Source organism: Romboutsia lituseburensis DSM 797, from assembly GCF_900103615.1.
In the GTDB taxonomy this organism is placed as follows: domain Bacteria; phylum Bacillota; class Clostridia; order Peptostreptococcales; family Peptostreptococcaceae; genus Romboutsia_F; species Romboutsia_F lituseburensis.
This window is the reverse complement of record NZ_FNGW01000005.1, coordinates 165,585-189,458: the sequence shown is the minus strand read 5'-3', so window position 1 is coordinate 189,458 and position 23,874 is coordinate 165,585. Positions and strand designations below refer to the sequence as shown.

Genomic DNA, 23,874 nt, shown 5'->3' with positions numbered 1-23,874 from the left:
TTAGTTGTATTTATTATTTATACCTAAAAGGAGGCGTATTATGAAAAGGAAAAGATTAAATACATCTAAACTGATAACTTTATTAAGCCTTGTATTAATGATAATAATATTTGCTTATATACTGCTAAATAGTAGTATATTTAGTAGTAGCAATGTAAAAATAGAGGGTAATAATAGAGTATCTAAAGAAGCAATAATTAAAAATTTAGACATAAGAGATGATAAAAACATATTTAAATACAATAAGAAACAGATGGAAGAGAAGTTAGAAGAAAATAATTATATAGAAAGTGGACAAGTTAAAATAGGTATGCCTAATAAATTACATATAATAATTATAGAAAAGGAAATTGTCGCAATATTAGATAATGATTTTCGTTATACTTATATAGATAAAGATGGTAAATTCATACAAAGCGTTGATAAATCTGATAAGGTAGAAAAAGGAGTTATAGTAAAAATTAATTATGAATTACAAGAGGATAAAAGTATTAAATTTGAGAATCAAGAACATAAAAAAATATTATTAAACTTATTAGAATGCTTAAAAAAAGAAAATCTTAATAAAAAAATAAAAACAATAATTTTTAAGAATGAAACAATAGAAATGACAACAAAAGAAAATATAAAAATAATTTTACCTAATGATAGCAAATTAAATTATAACATATCTATGTTAGGGGCAATTTTGTCAGATCTTCAAGGTAAATATGTACGAAGTGGAAGTGTAGATTTTACTTTAGGAAATAATCCGATATATAAGCCTTAGTTAATTAAAAAATAAGGAGTGATATTATTGCATAATGCTATGAAGTATAAAAGTATAATAGTTTGTAGTGTAATACTTGGACTTTTAGTAAGTCTACAATTAAAAACAATAAATTTAGAGAACAATGGATTATCAACTAGCAAAAGAGGAGAACAGTTAGCTATTGAGCTAAAAGGTCTTAAAGCAGAAGAAAAAAACTTGAACATAGAAATTGAAAATATAAAATCTAAAATAGATGAATATAGAAAAAATCAAGGGGATACAGACTTAAAATCTGAAATAGAAAAATATGAAATTCTTTCAGGGTATACTGACGTAGAAGGAGATGGAATACAAATTAAAATAGATGAAGCAAAATCTGACTCAAGTGAGAACATAATTTATAACTATGATTTATTATTATCAATGATAAATAAATTAAATTCAGCACAAGCAAATGCAATATCTGTAAATGATGAAAGAGTTGTTTTTAACACACATTTTAATTTAAAAGGAAATGAATTATATATGAATGAAAAAAAAATAAATCAACCTATAATAATTAAAGCTATTGGAAATCCGCATACAATGGCATCTGCTTTACAAATAAAATATGGTGTAGTTTGGGAAATGGAAGAATATTATAATGCTAATGTAGAAATTCAGAAAAATGATACCTTAAAAATTAAAGGAAGTGATAAAGCTTTAAATATAGAAGATTATTACATAAGTAAGAGGTAATACATGTATAAAAATATAAAACAAAAGATGGTTATATTAGGAGCATTTATATTAGGAATTTTGATATCAATTTATGTAAAATCATTAGATAATACAAATACATATATGACACTTGATGAAAAAAAGGAAATGGAGAATAAAATACAAAAAACAAAAGATGAAATAGTAAGGTTAAAAACAGTTAACTTAGAATATAAAAATAAACTTGATTATTATAATAAAGCAGTAGGTGACAGTACTAAATCTATAGTAGATTTAGTAACTATAGACTTAAATAATTTAAAGAGAGAATGTGGATTTTCATTAGAAAAGGGTGAGGGTGTAAAAATAATTATAAAGGATAGTGAGAAAGATTTAAAATCAAATCAAAATCCGAATGATTTGATTGTTCATGATATAGATATATTAAGAATAATAAATGATTTAAAAAAATCTGGAGCTATGTCCATAGCAATAAATGGAGAAAGATTATTACCTTTAAGTAAAATAAAATGTTCTGGGGCTACTATAACTGTAAATGATACAACTTACGGACAGCCATTTATAATAGAGGCTATAGGGGATAAAGAAACTCTTGCTGCATCAGTGATTTCACCCGAGTCCTATGCTAATTTATTAAAGGAGGGATACGGTATTTATATAAAAGTTGAAGCAAAAGATTATATAACAATAAATTCCTATAAAAAATCTTAATAAAAAACATTAAAAAACTTGAAAAAGGTATAGGTTTCAAAGTAAAATAAAGAAGGTGAGCATTTATGATATGGATATTAGCGGGATTAGCACTTGGGGTGGTTGTTGGATACTACCTTCCATTTACATATTCTATAGATTACTCATTATATATGTCTGTGGCAATACTTGCAACAATGGACTCTATATTTGGAGCAATTAAGTCAGGATTTGAAAGTAAATACGATAATATAATATTTTTGACTGGTTTTATAGGTAATGCTTTGTTGGCTATAATATTGACATATATAGGAGATAGGTTAGGTCTACCGCTTTATTATGTCGCTATATTAGTCTTTGGGTCGAGATTATTTGACAATTTATCGATAATTAGGAGACATATTGTTACAAATATGAGGAATAAAAAAAGAGGAAAATAAATATTTTTGTGGAATAACTTAGTTAAATATTAACAAAATTTAAAGATTAAATGATATAATTAATACATACATTTACTTACAATCATAAAATAAGGAGGTTTATAGATGCTAAACTTTGACGTAGAAACAGATGGTCTTGCGCAAATCAAGGTAATCGGCGCAGGTGGCGGAGGAAACAATGCTGTAAATAGAATGGTTGAAGCACAACTTCAAGGTGTTGAGTTTATAGCCGTTAACACAGATAAGCAAGCTTTACTTACATCAAAAGCTGAATATAAGATTCAAATAGGAGAAAAATTAACAAGAGGACTTGGAGCAGGGGCTAATCCAGAAGTTGGAAAAAGGGCTGCTGAAGAAAGTAAGGACGAAATAATAAAAGTACTTCAAGGTGCTGATATGGTATTTGTTACTGCAGGTATGGGAGGAGGAACTGGTACTGGTGCAGCTCCAGTTATAGCTCAACTTGCAAAAGAAATGGGTATGCTTACTGTAGGGGTAGTTACTAAGCCTTTCTTATTCGAAGGTAAAGTAAGAATGAAAAATGCAGAAAGCGGTATATCTGAGTTAAAATCAAAGGTTGATACTTTAATAACAATACCTAATGATAGACTTTTACAATTAGTTCAAAAGAACACATCTATGTTAGATGCATTCTCTATGGCTGATGATGTACTAAAACAAGGTATACAGTCTATATCAGACTTAATAGCAGTTCCAGGTCTTATAAACTTAGACTTTGCTGACGTTACTTCAGTTATGAAGGAACAGGGACTAGCTCATATGGGTATAGGTAGTGCTAGTGGAGAAAATAGAGCGCTTGAGGCAGCTAGACAAGCTATCCAATCTCCATTATTAGAAACTTCAATAAGAGGAGCTAGAGGAGTATTACTTAATATAACAGGTGGAAATGATTTAGGGTTATTAGAAATAAATGAAGCATCAACATTAGTTAATGAATCATGTGATCCTGAAGCAAATATAATATTCGGAGCTTCTATAAGAGAAGATTTAGGAGAAGAAATAAAAATAACTGTAATAGCTACAGGGTTTGATGATAATAAAGATATAGGTTTTGATATAATTGAAAAGCCAAAAGCTACTCCAAGACCTACTTTAAATCCACAACCAGTACAAAAACCAGTTGCTCCAATTGAGCAAAAAGAGGAAATAGTAGTTCCTAAAGAAGAGCCTAAAAAAGTGAATGTAATGGAAGATGACGATATGGAAATTCCTACATTCTTAAGAAGAAGAAGATAAGTTAAAGAAGTCTATACGGCTTCTTTTTTATTTGTAAAATTATTATGAATGTAGAATGTATATTAAAATATAAAATAATTATTAGAAAATACATAAAAAATAATAAGTATGAATATAAATAACTTAAAAATATTTCTAAATTGTTACTTCTAAATAAATTATTCTACAAATTAGTTCAAATAAAAATAAATAAAAAACAAGCATAAAATCTTAGTAAATAGAATAAATATTAATAAGAAACAAAGTAACTCTAAGGGGTTTAATAAAAAATAAATAAAATAAGTTATAAATTAATTAATAAAAAGAAAGCAGAATGCTTTCTTTTTTTGTGATTTTTTATAGTAAAATAAATGCATTTCGACCATTAAAAATGACATAAAATTGAGATGCAGCTAACTTATAATATATTACAAAGGCAAAGGGGGACTATTTAATGTATATTGAGTACTACATTATAGAAAACCTATTAATAAATTATATTATTATAAGTTGTACTTCTATTCTAACAAAAACAATTAATAGCAAAAAAAATAAATGGATAGGAGCATTTCTTGGAGCTATGTATTCATTAGCATATGTATATCCTCAATTTGATATATTGTTTACATTACCATTTAAAATAGTAATTATGACTTTTATAACCCTTATCTCTTTTACATATAAAAATAAAAAAGAATATTTTCGCATAATGATTGCTTTTTATGCAGTAAATATTTTTATATCAGGGGTTACTTTTTTTATAATTTATTTTACAGGTATAAGTCATATGAAGATATCTTTTTTAATAGTATGCGCTTATATAAGCGGTGAGTTGCTTAAGTACATATACAATGATATAAAGACATTAAAACAGTTAACTGATTTAACTAAGACTATAAATATTAGCTTATTAAACAATAATTGTACATGTAAGGCTTTGTTAGATAGTGGAAATTTGTTAAAAGATCCTATAAGCAAAAATGACGTTGTTATAGTTAAATCAAATGCATTAAAAGAAATATTACCTGACTCATTTTTTAAGTATAAATATGACAATATAGATGTGATTAAAGCAGAAGAAATAATAAATTTTCTAGATGATGATATTTCATCTAGAGTAAGATTAATACCGTATAAACATGCAGGTAGTAGTTCAGGAAACATAATATTAGGGCTGAAAGCAGACTATATAGAAATAGATGATAATAAAATAGGAAATATAATAATAGGCATATCAGATTTTGATGATTCAGATTATAATGCAATATTAAATCCTAGTATATTGCCGTATGTTTAAATATAAAAAATAAAGGGGGAGATAAAATGAAAGCTTTAATATCAAAGTTATTTAACAAATTTTTAGGTGTATTAATTAAATTAGGAATTATAAAACCAAAAGGTATTTATTATATGGGGGGAGTTAATATATTACCACCTCCACTTAATGCAGAAGAAGAAAATGAACTATTACAAAACTTAGAAAATGATGAAAGTGTTAAAACTGTTTTAATAGAAAGAAATTTAAGACTAGTAGTTTACATATCAAGAAAATTTGAAAATACAGGGATAGATGTGGAAGACTTAATATCTATAGGGACAATAGGTTTAATTAAAGCTGTTAATACATTTAAACTTAACAAAAATATAAAATTGGCAACATATGCATCAAGATGTATAGAAAATGAAATACTGATGTATTTAAGAAAAAATAATAAAAAGAAAATAGAAGTATCATTTGACGAACCTTTAAATGTAGATTTAGACGGTAATGAATTATTATTATCAGATGTATTAGGAACAGAAAATGATGAAATTTATAAAATTATTGAAGAAGAAATTGATAAAGACTTATTAGTTATGGCATTAGACAGATTATCAGATAGGGAAAAGCAAATTATGGAATTAAGATTTGGATTAACTAATAGAGGTAGAGAGAGAACTCAAAAAGAAGTAGCTAATATCCTTGGAATATCTCAATCATACATTTCTAGGTTAGAAAAAAAGATAATTTCAAGATTAAAAAAAGAAATGAAAAAATTTGTATAAATAAATAATTCCCTCTTAAAAGTATAAAAATATATGATGTGTAAATAATTTCATATAGATAAAACTTTTAAGAGAGGACTGAAATGTATGCAAATTAACAAAGTTGAAATCTGTGGTGTAAATACATCTGAGCTTCCAGTTCTTAAAAACAACCAAATGATGGAGCTTCTTCTGAAGATAAAAGGTGGCGATGAAGAGGCAAGACAACAATTCGTAAGAGGGAACTTAAGGCTAGTATTAAGTGTAATACAAAAATTTAATAACAGAGGGGAAAACATCGACGATTTATTTCAAATCGGATGTATAGGACTAATAAAAGCTATCGACAATTTTGACCTAAGTCAAAATGTAAGATTCTCAACTTATGCAGTCCCTATGATTATAGGTGAGATAAGACGTTATCTGAGAGACAATAATCCTATAAGAGTCAGTAGATCGTTAAAGGACATAGCATATAAGGCATTACAAGTTAGAGAACGATTAGTAAGATCAAATGCAAAGGAACCGACAGTATCAGAAATTGCAAAAGAATTAGAATTGCCAGTAGAAGACGTTGTTATGGCATTAGATGCAATTCAAGACCCTATATCTTTGTTTGATCCGGTGTATCAAGATAATGGAGATGCTATATTTGTAATGGATCAAGTCCAAGATAAAAAAGACACCGATGAAAATTGGCTACAAGAAATAGCATTAAAAGAAGCTATAAAAAAATTAAATAATAGGGAAAAGTTAGTATTGGATTTAAGATTTTACAAAGGAAGAACTCAAATAGAAGTGGCAGATGAGATAGGTATATCTCAAGCTCAAGTATCAAGAATTGAAAAAAATGCTTTGAAAAACATGAAAAAATATATATAACAGATAAAACAATAAAAAACATCGATTACAATAATCGATGTTTTTTATTGTTTTATTATTATTTAATTTGAAAATGGTGGAATAAAATGTTATAATTACTTTGCAACAGAGATGTATAAGAGGTGAAATATGTTAAGATTACCATTGAGTTATATTCTAATAAGAACATTTCCAGAGAGTCTAGTTATAATTCTGGTAGGAATGATTTTATTAGGAATTAAAATAGATATAAAAAATTTGATTAAAAAAGGTATATTTTTAGGAGTAGTGATAACTGCTATAAGAATGTTACCGATTAATTTTGGGGTTCACACAATATTAGCTATGATAGTCTTAGCATTTATTTTATATAAAAGTTCCAGTAAGCAACTAGTAAAGTCCATAATAGCTACATGTTGTATATGGATATCATTAGCTTTGAGTGAAGGAATATATATTCTTATAGCAACTAAAATTTTAGGTGTGCCTTTTAAGCATTTAACTAATACTCAAGCATATGGGGCAATAATTACATTACCATCATTGTTAATTTTAATAGGTATAGCTATTTTAATTAAGTTAGTAATGGATAAGTTAAATATTTTATTGGCGAGGGATTAAATATATGGGAATAGAAACAGTTTCAAAAAGTATTTCTAACAAGATGGGGCAAAGATTAAATAAGAGTGAAGAAGAAGTAGCAGTTTTAAATTATGGATTGTTTATACTTATTCATACTAGTATTGCTATAATTTCAACATTTGTTGTAGGTATATTAACAAATACATTAATCGAAATTATGATTATATCTATAATAGCAGCCTTATTGAAAAGGTATTCAGGAGGCGTTCATTCAAGCTCACCTTCTAGGTGTTTGATTACAGGTATAATATTTTCTTTATTTTTAGCTATGGTATGTAAGTTTGGATTTTATAAAGTAAGTAATATGAATTTAGGGATAATTTTAATATTAGGGATTATGCTTTCTTATTTTATTTTATATAGAAAATGTCCAGTACCATGCGCAAATAAACCATTGAAAAAAGAAAGTACGAGGAAAAAATTAAGAAAAAATGCATTTAAATTAATAAATATATATACAGGAATTATAATTATTTTTTATTTATTAAATATATATACTGGGGTAGTTGTATTTAAAACAATTACAGTTTCAATTTTATTAGGTGTCCTATTACAAGTATTTTCATTAACAAAAGCAGCAGAATTAACAATAGGCGGATTTGAATTAATTTATAATATTTTTAAAATTTAGCGATAAAATAATAGATTATTAATTAATAATGTATTATTTTAAATAAATTAATGTTTTTACAAGGGGGTAAAAAAATGGATTTTTTATTTAACTCATTTTCAGAATTATTAACAAAGGTAAGCGATGGAGCATCTACTTTCTGCGCGTTTGTATTTTATGAGCCAGAAGTACCAAAATCTTTAAGAGAAGAGTAGATATAACTCAAAAAACCAAAAGAGAACTATCTCTTTTGGTTTTTAATTATTATTAAAAATCAATTTAGGTGGAATAAATGAGTAATTTTGATCAGGTGAGAAATAAAAAAGTATTTGAAATAATAGTTGTATTAAAGGTTATTTATATTGTTTTAAGTTTAATAGCGATACTTAGTTATTTAAGCCCAAAAATGAATGAAAAAAATATAATCATGATATCTTTAGTTGGAAGTTCAATTTTAATTTTTATGATGATATATTTTGTGATTATGACAAAACGATATGATAATAAGAAATCCATTAATTCTGGAATTATCGAGCATGATGGTGTTAAACCTGGAATTATAGATTATATAGAAACTCTTGTGATGCTATTAATATTTTATGGGGTTTTAGTTATTACAGGTGTTGAGAAAAGTGACTATAAATTAATAGGAATATTTATAGTATTAATAAGTGCGATACAGTTTGGTAAAAATTATAGTATTGCTGTATCTGTGTTATGTTTTATTTTTATAATGCTTATAGACTTCTCTAATACAGCATTAACACAAAAACAAATAAGCATATACTTTGAAAAAGATTTAATATTAATAACAGCAATATTTATAGTTGCATTTATAACTGGTATGTATGTAGATATAGAAAGAGAGCATTGTGAAGAACTTAAAAATTTAGCAAATAAAGACGAACTTACAGGACTTTATAATCATAGATTTTTTCAAGAGTATCTTCAAAATTCAATTACTAATGCTGAAAATAATGGAAAAGAAGTCTCTTTATTATTTATGGATATAGATTATTTTAAAAATTATAATGATATAAATGGACATCAAGCAGGAGACTTATTATTAAAACAAATAGGTAGAATATTGAAAAAAAGTGTAAGAAAAAATGATATAGTAGCTAGATATGGTGGAGAAGAATTTGCAGCTGTACTTCCTAACACAAACGAACAAGATGCAATAAAAATAGGTGAAAGAATAAGAACAGCTATACAAAATACTACATTTAGGGGTCAGGAAAATCAGCCAGATAAAAATATAACTATATCTATAGGCGTATCTTCTTATCCAACAAGAGCAATTAGTAAGTCTCAACTTATAAATACTGCGGATGATGCTTTATATAGAGCTAAGTCATTTAATAAAAATAGAGTAGAATCATATCATAGTGTATTAGATGATTTATGTAAGCAAATGAATATACAAGAAGATACCATAAAATCATTAAAAACTTTTATAAGTATGATAAATTTAAAAGACAGATATACTTATGGTCATACAGAAAGAGTTGTAATTTATGTAAAATGGTTTGCTCAAATGTTAAATTTAAAAGAAGAAGAACAGATACAAATACAAGTAGCTGCATATTTACATGATATAGGTAAATTAGAAATACCAGAAAATGTGTTAAATAAAAGAGGGAAATTAACAGATGAAGAGTTTCAAATGTTTAGAAGTCATCCTCAAGTAGGTGTAGATTTAATAAGCCATATAAAACCATTTAAGGCATTTGTGCCAATAATAAAATATCATCACGAAAGATATGATGGGTATGGATATCCTGATAAGCTAAAAGGCGATGAAATACCTTATTTAGCTAGAATGATTACTATAGCTGATAGTTTTGATGCTATGACATCAAATAGACCTTATAATATAAGAAAGACACATGAAGAAGGTATAGAAGAATTAAGAAAAAATGCAGGTGCACAATTTGATCCAGAACTAGTAGAAAAATTTATAGAAATGCTAGAAAAGTATAAAGATAACTTTTAAGATATAAAATGACCTAGAAAGGTCATTTTTTTTTGTCCAAGCACATATTAATTTTTAAAGGGAGGGGATTATAATGATAAGAGTATCTGATATAATGGAAAAGGAAATAATAAATGTAAAAAATGGAAAGAGAATGGGATTCATAACTGATATAGATATGGACACGAATGAAGGTAAGATAATGTCTTTTACTATAACAGGAGATTTAGGAAGAGGTATATTTTCTAGAAATGGTGAAGGACAAGTTATATTCTGGAATGATATAATAAAAATAGGATGTGATACTATAATAGTAAATATAGGTTCAGAACTTAATATAGACGAATTTAATATATAGCAAACTAAGGAGGAATAAAAAGTGCAATGCCCTTATTGTAATTACAAAGAATCAAAAGTAATAGATTCAAGACATACAGATAGTAAATCTATTAGAAGAAGAAGAGAATGTGAATCTTGTAAAAAAAGATTTACTACCTATGAAAAAATAGAAACAACTCCGGTAATGGTTATAAAAAAAGATAATAGTAGAGAATATTTTGATGGAGAAAAAATAAAAAATGGGATATTAAAATCTTGTGAAAAAAGGCCTGTTTCTCTAGAACAGATAGAGGAGATTGTTTCATACATTGAGAATGAAATAAATAAATGTTACATATCTGAAATTGAAGCGCAAAAAATAGGTGAAATGGTTATGGACAGATTAAAAGATGTAGATGAAGTTGCATATGTAAGGTTTGCATCGGTATATAGACAATTTAAGGACATAAATACATTTGTAACAGAATTAAAAAACATACTAATGGAAAAAGGAGACTAACAATGGATAAATTTATAAATGTTAAAGATATAAAAGACAATATAGATTTTGTTAACCTAGCTATAACACTTAAGTGCATTAATGCTAAATCAAAAGAAGATATGTTAAAAGTATGTAATGAAGGAAATTTTACTTTTGAAAATTTAACAAGTAATATACAAATTCATTCAGATATAGTTAATTCTATAGATATAAAAAATATAGGGCAAAAGCTAGAAGGAGATGCTTTAATAACTAATGTTAAAAATGTACCGTTATTGATATTTACAGCAGATTGTGTACCTATAGCATTTATAGATAAAAAAAATAAAGCTATTGGTTTAGCCCATGCTGGTTGGAGAGGAACATATGATCAAATAGGAAAAAAAACAATAAATAATATGGTATCTAAATATAACTCAAACTTAGAAGATATTACATGTGTCATAGGTCCATCAATAGGACCTTGTTGCTATGAAGTTTCAAAAGAATTAATTGAAAAATTTAACACAATTCTTACAAACAAAGGTGAAAATTTCTATATAATAAAAGAAAGTAAATATTACCTAGATTTATGGAAAATTAATGAAATTATCTTAAGAGACGCTGGAATTAAAAGTGAAAATATAATTAATTTAAATATATGCACTAGTTGCAAATGTGACAGCTTCCATTCTTATAGAAAACATGATAAAACAGATGGAAGAATAGGAATGATACTAGAGATAAAATAGAGAGGAGATTAACTAAATATGAAAGTTAAGGTACTTGTAATAGATGATGAAATACATATAGTAGAACTTTTAAAATTTAATTTAGAAATGTCTAACTATGAAGTAGAATATGCGTATGATGGAGTAGATGGATATATAAAGGCTAAAGAAATAAAACCAGATTTAATCCTTTTAGATTGGATGCTACCAAATATAAGCGGTATTGATGTATTAAAAAAAATTAGAGCAGATAAAGATTTAAATCAAACTCCAGTAATAATGTTAACAGCTAAAAATATGGAGAATGACAAAGTAGAAGGTCTAGAAATTGGAGCAGATGACTATATAACTAAACCATTTAGTATAAAAGAGTTATTAGCAAGAATAAATACAATATTAAGAAGATGTAATACTAAAACTCAGCCTGGAGATATTATACTTACAACAGGTAATTTAAAAGTTGATTTATATAAGCATGAAGTGTATAAAGGAAATCAAAAAATAGATTTAACACTTAAAGAATTTGAGTTATTAAAGTTACTTTTAGAAAACAAAGGAAAAGTTCTTTCTAGAAATCATTTATTAGATAAAATTTGGGGATATGAATATTATGGAGAAACTAGAACTGTAGATGTACATATTAGATATTTAAGAAAAAAAATAGAAGATGAAAGTACATCTGAAAAATATATTCAAACAATACGTGGAGTTGGATATAAAATTGATTAGAATAAATATATTTAGGAGAACTATTTTATGGAAGAATTAATGACTATAATCTTCTTTATTATATTAGTTTCGGTGATAGTTGCAATATTATCTATTAGGTATACATTGAGATTGAGAAGGTATCTAGAAGAGTTTATTTATGTTTCTAAAAAAATTAGTAATAAAGAATTTCACTCAAGATTAAATATTTCTGCAAAAGGAGAATTAGGCGAATTAGCTAAAAACTTTAATGAAATGATAGAAATAATGGATAGTACAATTAGTGAGGTTGAATATAGCCATCTTCAAATGACATCTATATTAAAAAGTATATCTCATGGAATATTAGCTATAGATATTGATGGCAACATAATGCTAATAAATGAAGAGGCTAAAAGAATGTTAAAGTGTAACTCTGAAAAGCAGATAGAAGGTCTTAATGTAAATGTACTAATAAATGAAGAAAAGTTACTTAAAGAAATAGTTTCTTTTAAAGGTTCTAAGCAAAATAAAAGCAAAGAGCTAAAGATAAATGATGACTTAGTATATAAAATCAGTTTAGACCCAATATATCTTCAAGATGTTAAAAATATAATTATAGGTTCTATTGTTAATATAGAAGATATAACAGAAAAAGTAAGATTAGAAAATATGAGAAGTGATTTTGTAGCTAATGTAAGTCATGAACTTAAGACTCCATTGACATCAATTAGTGGATTTGTAGAAACATTAAAGTTAAATGAAGATATTGATCCTCAAACTAGAAATAGATTTTTAGGTATTATAGAGAGTGAGTCTAATAGGCTAAAAAGACTTATAGAAGATATATTATTATTATCTTTTATAGAAAATAAGGAAAATTCATTGGTAGACAGTGTTAATATTTATGAAGTTTTTATAGAAATTTATGATATGACTAGTTATATAGCTAAATCAAAAAATATAAAGTTAACATATGAATTTAGTGATAAATCTATTAAAGTTTGTTCTAATAGAGATTATATAAAACAAGTATTTTTAAATTTAATAGACAATGCAATAAAATATACTCCTGAAAATAAAGAAGTTCACGTACATGTTAGTTCATTAGATGGTAATATATGTATTAGTGTAAAAGATACAGGTGTAGGGATACCAGAAGAAGATATAGAAAGAATATTTGAAAGATTTTATAGAGTTGATAAAGCTAGAAGTAGAGATGTAGGTGGAACGGGTCTAGGATTAGCTATAACAAAACATATAGTTAAATCTTTAGGTGGAAATATACGTGTAAAAAGTGAATTAGGCAAAGGTAGTGAATTTATTGTTATAATACCTCAAAAAAATTTCCTTTAATAAAGGAAATTTTTTTTTGTTTTTGCACAAACTAATCTAAGCTAAAGATAAAAGTGTTGATAGATATAAGTTTGTAAAAAGGAGTGATAAGATGAAAGAGAGTTTTCTAAATGAAGAATTGTTTAGGAGATCATTTATAGTAGCTATAGTGATAGGGATATTATGCAGGGGATTAGTTTTGAGGGTTACTGATAAACAATACCCATCAAGACCTCAAGATTATTTAGAACAAATAATAATCTCAGCGCTATCAGCATCGTTAGGAGCTATTGCACTACCAGCTCTTATGGATAAAGAGTTTTCTGCATTAACATTCTTTGCAGTAGCCATACAACAATTCCAAGGGTTAGCACAACAGGAAAGAATAACATTAGAAAATATAGACAAATCAGAAATGGTTCCTAAAGGATCATCATATGTAGAGGAAATAGCATCTACATATGAAGCGAGAAGCTATATAAGTTTATTTTCATCATTAGCAGCATCGCTAATATTTATATTTATGTCTAAAAAATACAACTTTAGATTTTTTGCATGTACAATAGGAGCTATTATAGGAGGGGCAATAGTAGGATTAATATTTAAAAGATATTTAAGACGTGATAGCATAGGAGATATAGCTAAAATAATACCGGCCAAAATAAATTTTGATGGACCACTATTAAAAGTTAATAATGTAGTAATAACTAATATTGGATTAGAAGACACTAGAAAAAAATATATTGAAGAAGGTTTAGCTGTGGAAATAATACCAAATAATCTTGGTGATTTTGGAATTGTAAATGATGAAGGCCAAAGGGAAGCTATATTACATAATATATTTTTACATCTAGGTATAAATAAAGATGTTGATGAAAAAGATATATTAGCTATCTCAAGAACAGATTTAGATAAAAATACAGTCGTATTACCTTTTATACCTATATTAAAAGATATGAATTCTATGATAGAAGTAATTAAAAGCACTCCTATTATAGAAACAGCAAAAGGTCATCAGAGTGATTATAAGATAAAAATAAATAAACAATAAAGAGGTGATTAAATGGATACAGTGTTTTTTGTAGGATTAGTTATTGGTATTTCATCTAGAGTGATAATGTTAAACTTAGATAAAAGACAATATCCTACTCAACCTAATATATTAATGACACAAATTGTTTTAGCAGCAGTTGCATCAGCATTAGGGGCACTATTAGTACCAGCATTAAAAGACCGTTCTTATACATCAATAACATTTTTATCATTAGCAGCAGAGCAATTTAGACAAGTTAGAGAAAATAGAAGAAATACATTACAAAATTTAGAAGATGTTCAATTGGTTCAAAGAGGAGAAGCGTTTATAGAGGAAATAGCTAGAACATACGAAGTTAGAAATTATATGTGTATAATAACATCTTTTTCAACTGTAGGATTACACTATCTTATAATATCTGAATTAAAGTTAAGTTATAATGTAGCGTTAACGATAAGTGCGGTAGCAGGTATTATGCTAGCTTTAATTCTTAAAAAAATGCTTCAAAGAGAAAGCATAGGAGATGTAGCAGATGTTGTTCCTGTAGAAATAACTTTTGTAGATGAATTTATAATGAAAGTTGGAGATGTAAAAGGAATAACTAATGTAGGTTTAAAATCAGATAGAGAAAGATATCTTTCAAAAGGATTGGGTATAGAAATAATACCTAAAGATAAAAGCTATAGCAATGCAGGTATATTAATGGACCCAGGACAAAGACAAGCTATACTGTATAATATTTATTCTAGAATGGGAATACTTAGAGAACATAATGAACCAGCTTTTTATCCATTACCAAGAAGAAATGCTCAAAAGGAAAGTTTAGTTTTGGCGTATATGCCTGTGGAAAAGGACATGGATAAACTTATAGAGGCAGTTAAATCATGCCCAATACTTTCAAGTGCAAAGGGTAAAAACTTATCATTAAAAAATACTCCAATAGGTAAGAAAGGAAGTGCATAAAAATGGCAATGAATGTAGGATTAAATGAATATGCATTAGCTATAATTACAATGGATAAAAACCTTAAAAGTGGTGGAGGTTGTCCAATATTTTATGCAGAGGATAATAATGACCTACAACATAAAGCAATGTTAATGGCGAAAAGTGTAGGTGGAATGGTTCATGATATGACAAATGGAACTCTAATTATAGTCAAACATTAAAAGGTACCTTTAGGTACCTTTTGAATTATCGGGAATATTGACTATATTTATCAAAACATGGTATTATAATATGATGTATTTACTAAAGAAAAGTGGTGATAATATATGGAAGTAAACGTTAAAAAAGTAAATAATGTAATTAGCAAAGTATATAAAAATAGTATTGCAGAAGAATTAGGCATTGAAGTCGGAGATTTACTTATGTCTATAAATGGGCAAACTATACATGATATAATAGAGTATAGATTTTTATTGAGTGATGAGTATTTAGAAGTTGAAATAAAAAAAATCAACGGAGAAATATATATATATGAAATAGAAAAGGACTATGATGATGATTTAGGAATTGAATTTACAAATCCTATAATAGATCAAGCAAAAAGTTGTAGAAATAAATGTGTATTTTGTTTTATAGATCAACTTCCTAAAGGAATGAGAGAGACTCTTTATTTTAAAGATGATGATTCAAGATTATCATTTTTACAAGGAAACTTTGTAACACTTACAAATATGAGTGAAGAAGACATAGATAATATAATTAAGTATAGAATAAGTCCTATAAATATATCTGTACATACAACTAATCCTGAGTTGAGACAAAAAATGATAAATAATAGATTTGCAGGAAAATTATATAGCATAATGCAAAGACTTGCAGATGCACAGATTCAAATGAATTGTCAAATAGTATTGTGTCCAGGTTATAATGATAAAGAGGAACTAACAAGAACTATAAGTGATTTAGAGCAATTATATCCATATGTAAATAGTGCTGCGATTGTTCCAGTTGGAATTACTAAGCATAGAAGTCATTTGCCTAATTTAGATATATTTGATCAAAAAACAGCAAATGAAACTATAGATCAGATACAAAATCTTCAAAAGATGTATTTAGATAAAATAGGTACAAGATTTGCATTTTTATCAGATGAGTTTTATATTATAGCGAACAGAAAGCTATTAGAATATGATGAATATGAAGGATTTATACAATTTGAGAATGGTGTAGGTATGATAAGCAAACTAGAAAGAGAAATACAAGAATACTTAATGAAAATTTCTCAACCTCAAAAAACAAGAAAAAAGAAGATATCTATAGCAACAGGACATTCAGCATTTGAATTTATAAAGAAAATGGCTGATGAAATTATGAATGAATGCAAGGATGTAGAAATTAATGTATTCAAAATCGTAAATAATTTCTTTGGAGAAACAATAACAGTTTCAGGTCTAATAACAGCTACAGATATTATAGAACAATTAAAGGATGAAGACTTAGGCGAGACTTTATATATACCAAGAAGTATGCTTAAAGCAGATGAGGAAATATTCTTAGATAATATAACTTTAGATGAATTACAAAAAACTATGAACATAGAAGTTGTACCGTGCTTAAATGAAGGGTGTGACTTTGTAGATAAAATATTAAAATAATTTTTTTTAGGTGAAAGGAGAATATTATGAGCGATAACAGACCGATTGTTGCAGTAGTAGGAAGACCTAATGTTGGAAAATCAACATTATTTAATAAATTAGCAGGAAAAAGAATATCTATAGTAGAAGATACTCCTGGTGTTACTAGAGATAGAATATTTACAGAGGTAGAATGGTTAAACAGATACTTCACATTAATAGATACTGGAGGTATTGAACCAGAGAATGGAGATATAATATTATCTCATATGAGAAATCAAGCTATGCTTGCTATGGACATGGCTCATATCGTACTTTTTGTAGTTGATGGAAAGTCAGGATTAACACCAGCAGATAGAGAAGTAGCACAAATACTTAGAAAGACTAACAAACCTGTAATATTAGTAGTTAATAAAATAGATAGTCAAAGTCAATTCGATAATGTTTATGATTTCTATGAGTTAGGACTTGGGGTGCCATATGCAATATCAAGTGCAAATAGTATGGGACTTGGAGATTTACTAGATGAAGTTATTCAGAATTTCCCAGAAGGATTAAACACTGAGTATGACGAAGATATAATAAGAGTTGCTATAACTGGAAAGCCTAATGCAGGAAAAAGTTCAATACTTAACAATATATTAGGAGAAGAAAGAGTTATAGTAAGTCCTATAGCAGGGACAACAAGAGATGCAGTAGATACTTATGTAGAAAAGAATGGACAAAAATTCCTTCTTATAGATACTGCTGGATTAAGAAGAAAAAGCAAAATATACGAATCTGTAGAGAAATACAGTGTAATAAGATCTATGGCAGCTGTTGACAGAGCAGACGTTGTTTTAATAGTAATAGATGCTGCAGAAGGAATTACAGAACAAGATACAAAAGTTGCAGGTATAGCACATGATGAAGGAAAGGCTTGTGTCTTCGTAGTAAACAAATGGGATTTAATAGAAAAAGATAATAAAACTTTAGGTAATTATACTAAGGATATAAAAGAAAAGTTCCCATTCATGATGTATGCACCAGTAGTATTTGTATCAGCTAAAACTAATCAAAGAATGAGTAAAGTATTAGAAGTAGCAGAATATGTAGCAAGTGAACATGCAAAGAGAGTATCTACTTCAGCATTAAATGATGTAATTGGTGAAGCGGTAATGTTAAATCAACCACCATCAGATAAAGGAAAGAGATTAAAGATTTACTATGGATCTCAAACTGGAGTTAAGCCACCTAAATTTACATTATTTATAAACGATAAAAAGTTAACTCACTTCTCATATCAAAGATATCTTGAAAACAAGATAAGAGAAAACTTTGGATTTGAAGGTACACCAGTACAATTTGAGTACAGAGAAAAAAATAGAGGTTAATAAAACTACCTAAGGGGGATTAATATGCTTAGCTATATATTAATTATTATAATTGCCTATCTTTTAGGAAATATATCAACGTCTTATTTAGTAGCTAAAAAAATGATTGGTGTTGATATAAGAACTCAAGGTTCTGGTAATGCAGGATCAACAAATGTGCTGAGAACTCTTGGTAAAAAGGCAGGAGCAATTACATTTTTAGGAGATTTATTGAAGGGTATGATTGCTGTATTTATAGCACAAATTGTAGCAAGATTAACAGGACTTGATGTAGTTACATCTGGATATATAGCTGTTATAGGTGTTGTATGTGGTCATAACTGGCCTGCATTCTTAGGATTTAGAGGTGGTAAAGGTGTAGCTACATCTCTAGGTGCTATGATTGCTGTAAATCCTATAATAGCATTAACTTGCTTTGGTATATTCTTAATAATAGTAGCCGTAACCAAATATGTATCATTAGGTTCAGTATTAGGTATATCAATGTCTCCTATATTTATGATGTTTTTAAATAATAAAAAAGGTCTATTAGTTACATTATTTTTAACTATATCAGTTATATATACTCATAGAGAAAATATAAAAAGATTGTTAAAAGGAACTGAGAGAAAGATAGGTCAAAAAAAAGAATAATTTAGCATGGTTAGGTGGTGTTTTAAATGGAAAAATTATGTATACTAGGAGCTGGAAGCTGGGGAAGTGCATTAGGACTTGTACTAGCTAAAAAAGGCTATCAAGTAAATATGTGGACTTTAAGTGAAGAACAAGCTGAAAAGATAAATAGAACAAGAGAAAATATAGACTATTTGCCTGGAGTATTGTTTCCAAATAACATAACATTAACTACAGACATAGAAAATGCAATAAAAGATAGCAAGATAATAGTATTAGCAGTACCATCACAAGCAATAAGAAGTGTTTGCAAACAAATAAAAACATTTGTTAATGATGATCAGATAATTGTTGATGTGGCAAAAGGACTTGAAAAAGGAACTGGACTTAGATTATCACAAGTGTGTGAGCAAGAGCTACCAAATAATCCATATGTAACACTATCAGGCCCATCACATGCAGAAGAGGTAGCAAAAGATATACCTACAACTGTTGTAGTAGCATCTAAGGATTTAGAAATAGCTCAAAGCGTTCAAGATATATTTATGAGCCCTAAGTTTAGAGTATATACAAATCCTGATATAGTAGGTGTTGAATTAGGTGGAGCTTTAAAGAATATAATAGCTTTTGGAGCTGGTATATGTGATGGATTAGGATATGGTGATAATGCTAAAGCTGCTTTAATGACTAGAGGAATTAGAGAAATTGGAAGATTAGGCCAAGCAATGGGCGCTAATTCATCTACATTTGCAGGTCTTTCAGGTATAGGTGACTTAATAGTTACGTGTACAAGTATGCACAGTAGAAATAGAAGAGCTGGTATATTAATAGGTGAAGGTAAGAATCTAGAAGAAACACTAAAAGAAGTTAAAATGGTAGTTGAAGGAATTACAGCAACAGAGGTAGCGTATGAAGTTGCTAAAGATTTAAAAATAGATATGCCTATAACTAATGCGATATATTCAGTATTACATAATGGATCTAATCCAAATGAAGTAGTAATTGAATTAATGATGAGAAATAAAACTCATGAAATGGAAGAAGTAGTTGAAGATAAGCTAGGATTTTAATCCTAGCTTTTTTTGTGCTTAATGGAATCATAATATATTAAAAACTATGTATAAGCAAATTTTCATAAATAAAATAATTAAGTTTTTTATATAATACTATCTACAAAATCTTATATAATTAAATTTTCTTTATAAAATTAAGATAAAATTTATTTTAATATTTAAAATAAATTTAAATTATTAGTAATAATAGTCCTAAATCCTCAATATAATTTATTAAGAAACTATATGCAGGAGGGGAATTTAATGAACAACATATATGAAGACATAGCAAAAAGAACACAGGGAGATATATATATTGGTGTAGTAGGGCCTGTAAGAACAGGGAAGTCTACATTTATAAGAAAGTTTATGGAAAAATTAGTATTACCAAACATAGAGAATGATTTCAAAAGAGAAAGAACTCAAGATGAAATACCACAAAGTGGGTCAGGTAAAACTATTATGACAGTTGAACCAAAATTTGTTCCAGCAGATGGAGTAGAAATAAAAATAAGAGATACAGTATCTTTAAAAGTTAGAATGGTTGATTGTGTAGGGTACATAGTAGATGGGGCTTTAGGTCATGAAGAAGATGGAAAACAAAGATTAGTTTCCACACCATGGTCACAAGAAGCTATGACATTTGAACAAGCAGCAGAAATAGGAACTAAAAAAGTTATAAGAGACCATTCTACTTTAGGAATAGTAGTACTTACAGATGGATCAGTAACTGGAATAGACAGAGGTAATTATCTTTCAGCTGAGGAGAGGGTTATATCTGAATTAAAATCACTTAATAAGCCATTTGCAATTGTATTAAATACATTAGATCCTGATAGTGAAGAAACAGAGCAATTGAGAGCAGAGTTAGAAGAAAAATATGATGCGCCTATAGTTCCATTAAACGTTTTAGCTATGGATGAAGAAGATATAGAAAATGTTATGGAAACAGTACTTTATGATTTTCCACTAAACGAGATAAGAATAAATTTACCAGAATGGATAGAAGGCTTAGAAACAAATCATTGGGTTAAAAATAATATAATATTTGCATTGAAAGAAAGTATAGCGGAAATAGGTAAAATAAGAGATATAAATGCAATTGTAGAAGGTTTTTCTGAATTAGAGTTCTTAGATGATACCTCAGTAGATAATGTTGAGCTTGGAGAAGGTGTAATAACTATAGATTTAGCAGCGAAACAGGGGTTATTCTACAATGTTTTAGAAGAAAAAAGTGGATTTAAAATAGAAGGAGATCATCAATTATTAAGCCTTATAACTAAGTTATCAAGAGTTAAAAATGAGTATGATAAAGTAGAGTCTGCTTTAATAGATGCTAAAACTAAAGGATATGGTGTTGTAGCACCTTCATTAGAAGAACTTAGCTTAGAGGAACCAGAAATAATAAAACAAGGAAAGCAATATGGAGTTAAATTAAGAGCAAATGCTCCTTCTCTTCATATTATAAAAGCTGATATATCAACTGAAATATCTCCTATAGTTGGAAGCCAAAATCAAGGAGAAGAAATGGTTAAATATTTACAAGATGAATTTGAGCAAAATCCAAATGAAATATGGTCATCAAATATGTTTGGAAAATCATTACATGATTTAGTTAAAGAACAATTACAAAGCAAGTTATATACTATGCCAGAGGAAATAAGAGTAAAAATACAAAAAACATTACAAAAAATTATTAATGAAGGTAGTATGAATATAATAACTATTTTGCTATAGTCATGAGAAAAAGGTTAATTTTTTATAGTATAAAATTAACCTTTTTTTATTAACCAATTATAATATTAATTTAAGATACAATTATTATATAGGTAAATAAATTCTTTATTATAATGGAACTTAAATTTATATAATATTATAGTATATTAATATATATTTTATTTATATATTATGATATAATTTAAATATTCAGAATATTTTTTTAATTTTAAAATTCAGAAAATTGAAAAAATATAAAGGTGTAATGAAATTTTTATTGAATTATTATTTTGAAGAGATTAAATTTTAAAATGGACTTATTAAAGAAATCTATATTTAATCTCAATTTTATTATTTTTATCTAGGAGGGTATATTATGGAAGGGATTGTTAATGCCGTTAATAATGTCATTTGGAGTAATTGGCTAGTATATTTATGTTTAGGTGCAGGAATTTATTTTTCTTTTAGAACCAGATTTTCACAAGTTAGAAATATAAAGGAAATGGTGACGTTGTTATTTAAAGGAGAAAAATCAGCAGAGGGAATATCCTCATTCCAAGCACTATGTACTGCTTTAGCAGGACGTATAGGAACAGGTAATATAGCTGGAGTTGCAACAGCTATAGCAATGGGAGGACCAGGTGCACTATTTTGGATGTGGGCAATAGCATTTTTAGGAGCAGGATCAGCATTTGCAGAATCTGCATTAGCTCAAATATATAAGGAAGAACATGATGGTCAATATAGAGGAGGACCAGCATATTATATTGAAAAGGGATTTGGAAATACAACTTTTTCTAAATGGTACGGTATATTATTTGCAGTAGCAACAGTGTTAGCAACAGGATTATTTTTACCTGGTGTTCAATCTAATTCAATAGCTGTGGCAGTAAAAAATGCATTTAATATAAGTCCTCAGATAATAGCTATAGTTTTAGTAATTTTATTAGCACTTATAATATTTGGAGGAATAAAAAGAATTGGATCAGCAGCAGAATTAATAGTACCATTCATGGGTGGATTATATATATTAATGTCTTTAGTTATAATTGCTGTTAATATAGGACAATTACCAGATATAATAGCATTAATATTTAAATCTGCATTTGGAGCAGAGCAAGCATTTGCAGGAATAATAGGATCGACAATAGCTTGGGGAGTAAAACGTGGAGTTTATTCTAATGAAGCTGGCCAAGGAACAGGGCCTCAAGCAGCAGCAGCAGCGGAAGTAACCCATCCAGCTAAACAAGGTTTAGTTCAAGCATTTTCAGTATATGTAGATACATTATTTGTATGTTCAGCAACAGGATTTATGATATTAATGACAGGAAGCTACAATGTAATGGGTGAAGGTGGAGCTATGATAGTAGAAAATCTTCCGGGAGCAGAGATAGGTCCTATATATACTCAAACTGCTGTAAGTAGTTTAATTCCAGGATTTGGGGAAGCCTTTGTAGCAATAGCATTATTCTTCTTTGCATTTACAACATTAATGGCATATTATTATATAGCTGAAGTTAATGTAACATATATATGTAAGAAAATAACAGGTGGAAGTAGTAGTAAATTAGGAATAAATTTATTAAGAATTGTGTTACTAGGAGCAGTAGCATTTGGTTGTGTAAAAACAGCAGCACTAGCATGGACATTAGGTGATATAGGAGTTGGAAGTATGGCATGGCTTAATATAGTGGCTATACTTGGATTATCAAATATTGCTATGAAGTGTTTTAAAGATTATGAGAGTCAATTAAAATCTGGAGTTCCTAGAGAAGAAATATATTTTGATCCTGAAAAATTAGGGATAAAAAATGCTGATTTTTGGATAGAAAGAAACAAACGAATAGTAAAAAATATTAAATAACTTAAAATGGCTTTTTAGTATATTTGTGTGCTAAAGAGCCTTTTTATATTATATATAGTGTATTTTTTATAAACTTTACAGGTAATTAATATAGTTAACAAAAAAATAAATATAACAATAGCTATTATCTAAATATAAAATTT

26 protein-coding genes are annotated in these 23,874 nt (G+C 27.6%); all 26 read left to right on the top strand.

Features of this window, described 5'->3' with window-relative positions; genetic code table 11:
• Positions 1 to 40 precede the first annotated feature (40 nt).
• Positions 41 to 769: a cell division protein FtsQ/DivIB gene (locus BLP75_RS11505; protein WP_092726215.1), complete on the top strand. Its 729-nt coding sequence runs from the start codon at positions 41 to 43 to the stop codon at positions 767 to 769.
• Positions 770 to 796: 27 nt separating this feature from the next.
• Complete coding sequence (locus tag BLP75_RS11500) at positions 797 to 1,489, top strand: DUF881 domain-containing protein (protein ID WP_242872422.1); 693 nt, start codon at positions 797 to 799, stop codon at positions 1,487 to 1,489.
• Positions 1,490 to 1,492: 3 nt separating this feature from the next.
• Positions 1,493 to 2,182: a DUF881 domain-containing protein gene (locus BLP75_RS11495; protein ID WP_242872421.1), complete on the top strand. Its 690-nt coding sequence runs from the start codon at positions 1,493 to 1,495 to the stop codon at positions 2,180 to 2,182.
• Positions 2,183 to 2,247: 65 nt separating this feature from the next.
• The gene (locus BLP75_RS11490) at positions 2,248 to 2,601 is read left to right on the top strand and encodes a small basic family protein (RefSeq protein WP_092726214.1); all 354 of its coding nucleotides are present in this window, start codon (positions 2,248 to 2,250) and stop codon (positions 2,599 to 2,601) included.
• A 105-nt stretch (positions 2,602 to 2,706) separates the two neighbouring features.
• Positions 2,707 to 3,858 (top strand): cell division protein FtsZ, encoded by a 1,152-nt coding sequence (ftsZ, locus tag BLP75_RS11485; protein ID WP_092726212.1) that lies wholly within the window; start codon positions 2,707 to 2,709, stop codon positions 3,856 to 3,858.
• A gap of 433 nt (positions 3,859 to 4,291) precedes the next feature.
• Entirely contained in the window at positions 4,292 to 5,134 is an 843-nt protein-coding gene (locus tag BLP75_RS11480; RefSeq protein WP_092726210.1) for a sigma-E processing peptidase SpoIIGA, read from the top strand.
• Positions 5,135 to 5,160: 26 nt separating this feature from the next.
• Positions 5,161 to 5,883 carry an RNA polymerase sporulation sigma factor SigE gene (gene sigE, locus BLP75_RS11475; RefSeq protein WP_092726209.1) on the top strand — a complete coding sequence of 241 codons (723 nt, stop codon included), beginning with the start codon at positions 5,161 to 5,163 and terminating at the stop codon, positions 5,881 to 5,883.
• A gap of 87 nt (positions 5,884 to 5,970) precedes the next feature.
• A complete protein-coding gene (gene sigG, locus BLP75_RS11470) occupies positions 5,971 to 6,744 on the top strand; it encodes an RNA polymerase sporulation sigma factor SigG (protein WP_092726207.1) in 774 nt (257 codons plus the stop codon).
• A gap of 129 nt (positions 6,745 to 6,873) precedes the next feature.
• Positions 6,874 to 7,344: a hypothetical protein gene (locus BLP75_RS11465; protein WP_092726205.1), complete on the top strand. Its 471-nt coding sequence runs from the start codon at positions 6,874 to 6,876 to the stop codon at positions 7,342 to 7,344.
• A 4-nt stretch (positions 7,345 to 7,348) separates the two neighbouring features.
• Entirely contained in the window at positions 7,349 to 7,996 is a 648-nt protein-coding gene (locus BLP75_RS11460; RefSeq protein ID WP_092726203.1) for an accessory gene regulator ArgB-like protein, read from the top strand.
• A gap of 74 nt (positions 7,997 to 8,070) precedes the next feature.
• Positions 8,071 to 8,190, top strand: coding sequence for a cyclic lactone autoinducer peptide (locus tag BLP75_RS11455; protein ID WP_170139179.1), 120 nt, complete (start codon positions 8,071 to 8,073; stop codon positions 8,188 to 8,190).
• A gap of 77 nt (positions 8,191 to 8,267) precedes the next feature.
• Positions 8,268 to 9,971, top strand: coding sequence for a bifunctional diguanylate cyclase/phosphohydrolase (locus BLP75_RS11450; RefSeq protein ID WP_092726200.1), 1,704 nt, complete (start codon positions 8,268 to 8,270; stop codon positions 9,969 to 9,971).
• 73 nt (positions 9,972 to 10,044) lie between these two features.
• Entirely contained in the window at positions 10,045 to 10,308 is a 264-nt protein-coding gene (locus BLP75_RS11445; RefSeq protein WP_092726198.1) for a YlmC/YmxH family sporulation protein, read from the top strand.
• Positions 10,309 to 10,329: 21 nt separating this feature from the next.
• Positions 10,330 to 10,788: a transcriptional regulator NrdR gene (gene nrdR, locus BLP75_RS11440; protein ID WP_092726196.1), complete on the top strand. Its 459-nt coding sequence runs from the start codon at positions 10,330 to 10,332 to the stop codon at positions 10,786 to 10,788.
• 2 nt (positions 10,789 to 10,790) lie between these two features.
• Positions 10,791 to 11,501, top strand: a complete 711-nt coding sequence (pgeF, locus tag BLP75_RS11435) for a peptidoglycan editing factor PgeF (protein ID WP_092726194.1) — start codon at positions 10,791 to 10,793, stop codon at positions 11,499 to 11,501.
• 18 nt (positions 11,502 to 11,519) lie between these two features.
• Positions 11,520 to 12,209: a winged helix-turn-helix domain-containing protein gene (locus BLP75_RS11430; protein ID WP_092726193.1), complete on the top strand. Its 690-nt coding sequence runs from the start codon at positions 11,520 to 11,522 to the stop codon at positions 12,207 to 12,209.
• A 27-nt stretch (positions 12,210 to 12,236) separates the two neighbouring features.
• A complete protein-coding gene (locus tag BLP75_RS11425; protein ID WP_092726192.1) occupies positions 12,237 to 13,523 on the top strand; it encodes a HAMP domain-containing sensor histidine kinase in 1,287 nt (428 codons plus the stop codon).
• Between the two features lie 91 nt (positions 13,524 to 13,614).
• Entirely contained in the window at positions 13,615 to 14,553 is a 939-nt protein-coding gene (locus BLP75_RS11420; protein WP_092726188.1) for a YIEGIA family protein, read from the top strand.
• Positions 14,554 to 14,565: 12 nt separating this feature from the next.
• A complete protein-coding gene (locus BLP75_RS11415) occupies positions 14,566 to 15,498 on the top strand; it encodes a YIEGIA family protein (RefSeq protein WP_092726186.1) in 933 nt (310 codons plus the stop codon).
• Positions 15,499 to 15,500: 2 nt separating this feature from the next.
• Entirely contained in the window at positions 15,501 to 15,701 is a 201-nt protein-coding gene (locus tag BLP75_RS11410; RefSeq protein ID WP_092726184.1) for a capping complex subunit for YIEGIA, read from the top strand.
• A 105-nt stretch (positions 15,702 to 15,806) separates the two neighbouring features.
• Positions 15,807 to 17,135 (top strand): DUF512 domain-containing protein, encoded by a 1,329-nt coding sequence (locus tag BLP75_RS11405; protein WP_092726183.1) that lies wholly within the window; start codon positions 15,807 to 15,809, stop codon positions 17,133 to 17,135.
• 26 nt (positions 17,136 to 17,161) lie between these two features.
• Complete coding sequence (der, locus tag BLP75_RS11400) at positions 17,162 to 18,487, top strand: ribosome biogenesis GTPase Der (protein WP_092726182.1); 1,326 nt, start codon at positions 17,162 to 17,164, stop codon at positions 18,485 to 18,487.
• 18 nt (positions 18,488 to 18,505) lie between these two features.
• Positions 18,506 to 19,120: a glycerol-3-phosphate 1-O-acyltransferase PlsY gene (gene plsY, locus BLP75_RS11395; RefSeq protein ID WP_170827951.1), complete on the top strand. Its 615-nt coding sequence runs from the start codon at positions 18,506 to 18,508 to the stop codon at positions 19,118 to 19,120.
• Positions 19,121 to 19,146: 26 nt separating this feature from the next.
• Positions 19,147 to 20,169: an NAD(P)H-dependent glycerol-3-phosphate dehydrogenase gene (locus BLP75_RS11390; RefSeq protein ID WP_092726179.1), complete on the top strand. Its 1,023-nt coding sequence runs from the start codon at positions 19,147 to 19,149 to the stop codon at positions 20,167 to 20,169.
• Positions 20,170 to 20,415: 246 nt separating this feature from the next.
• Positions 20,416 to 21,888 carry a stage IV sporulation protein A gene (spoIVA, locus tag BLP75_RS11385; RefSeq protein WP_170139178.1) on the top strand — a complete coding sequence of 491 codons (1,473 nt, stop codon included), beginning with the start codon at positions 20,416 to 20,418 and terminating at the stop codon, positions 21,886 to 21,888.
• Positions 21,889 to 22,243: 355 nt separating this feature from the next.
• A complete protein-coding gene (locus BLP75_RS11380; protein WP_092726177.1) occupies positions 22,244 to 23,731 on the top strand; it encodes an alanine/glycine:cation symporter family protein in 1,488 nt (495 codons plus the stop codon).
• Positions 23,732 to 23,874 lie beyond the last annotated feature (143 nt).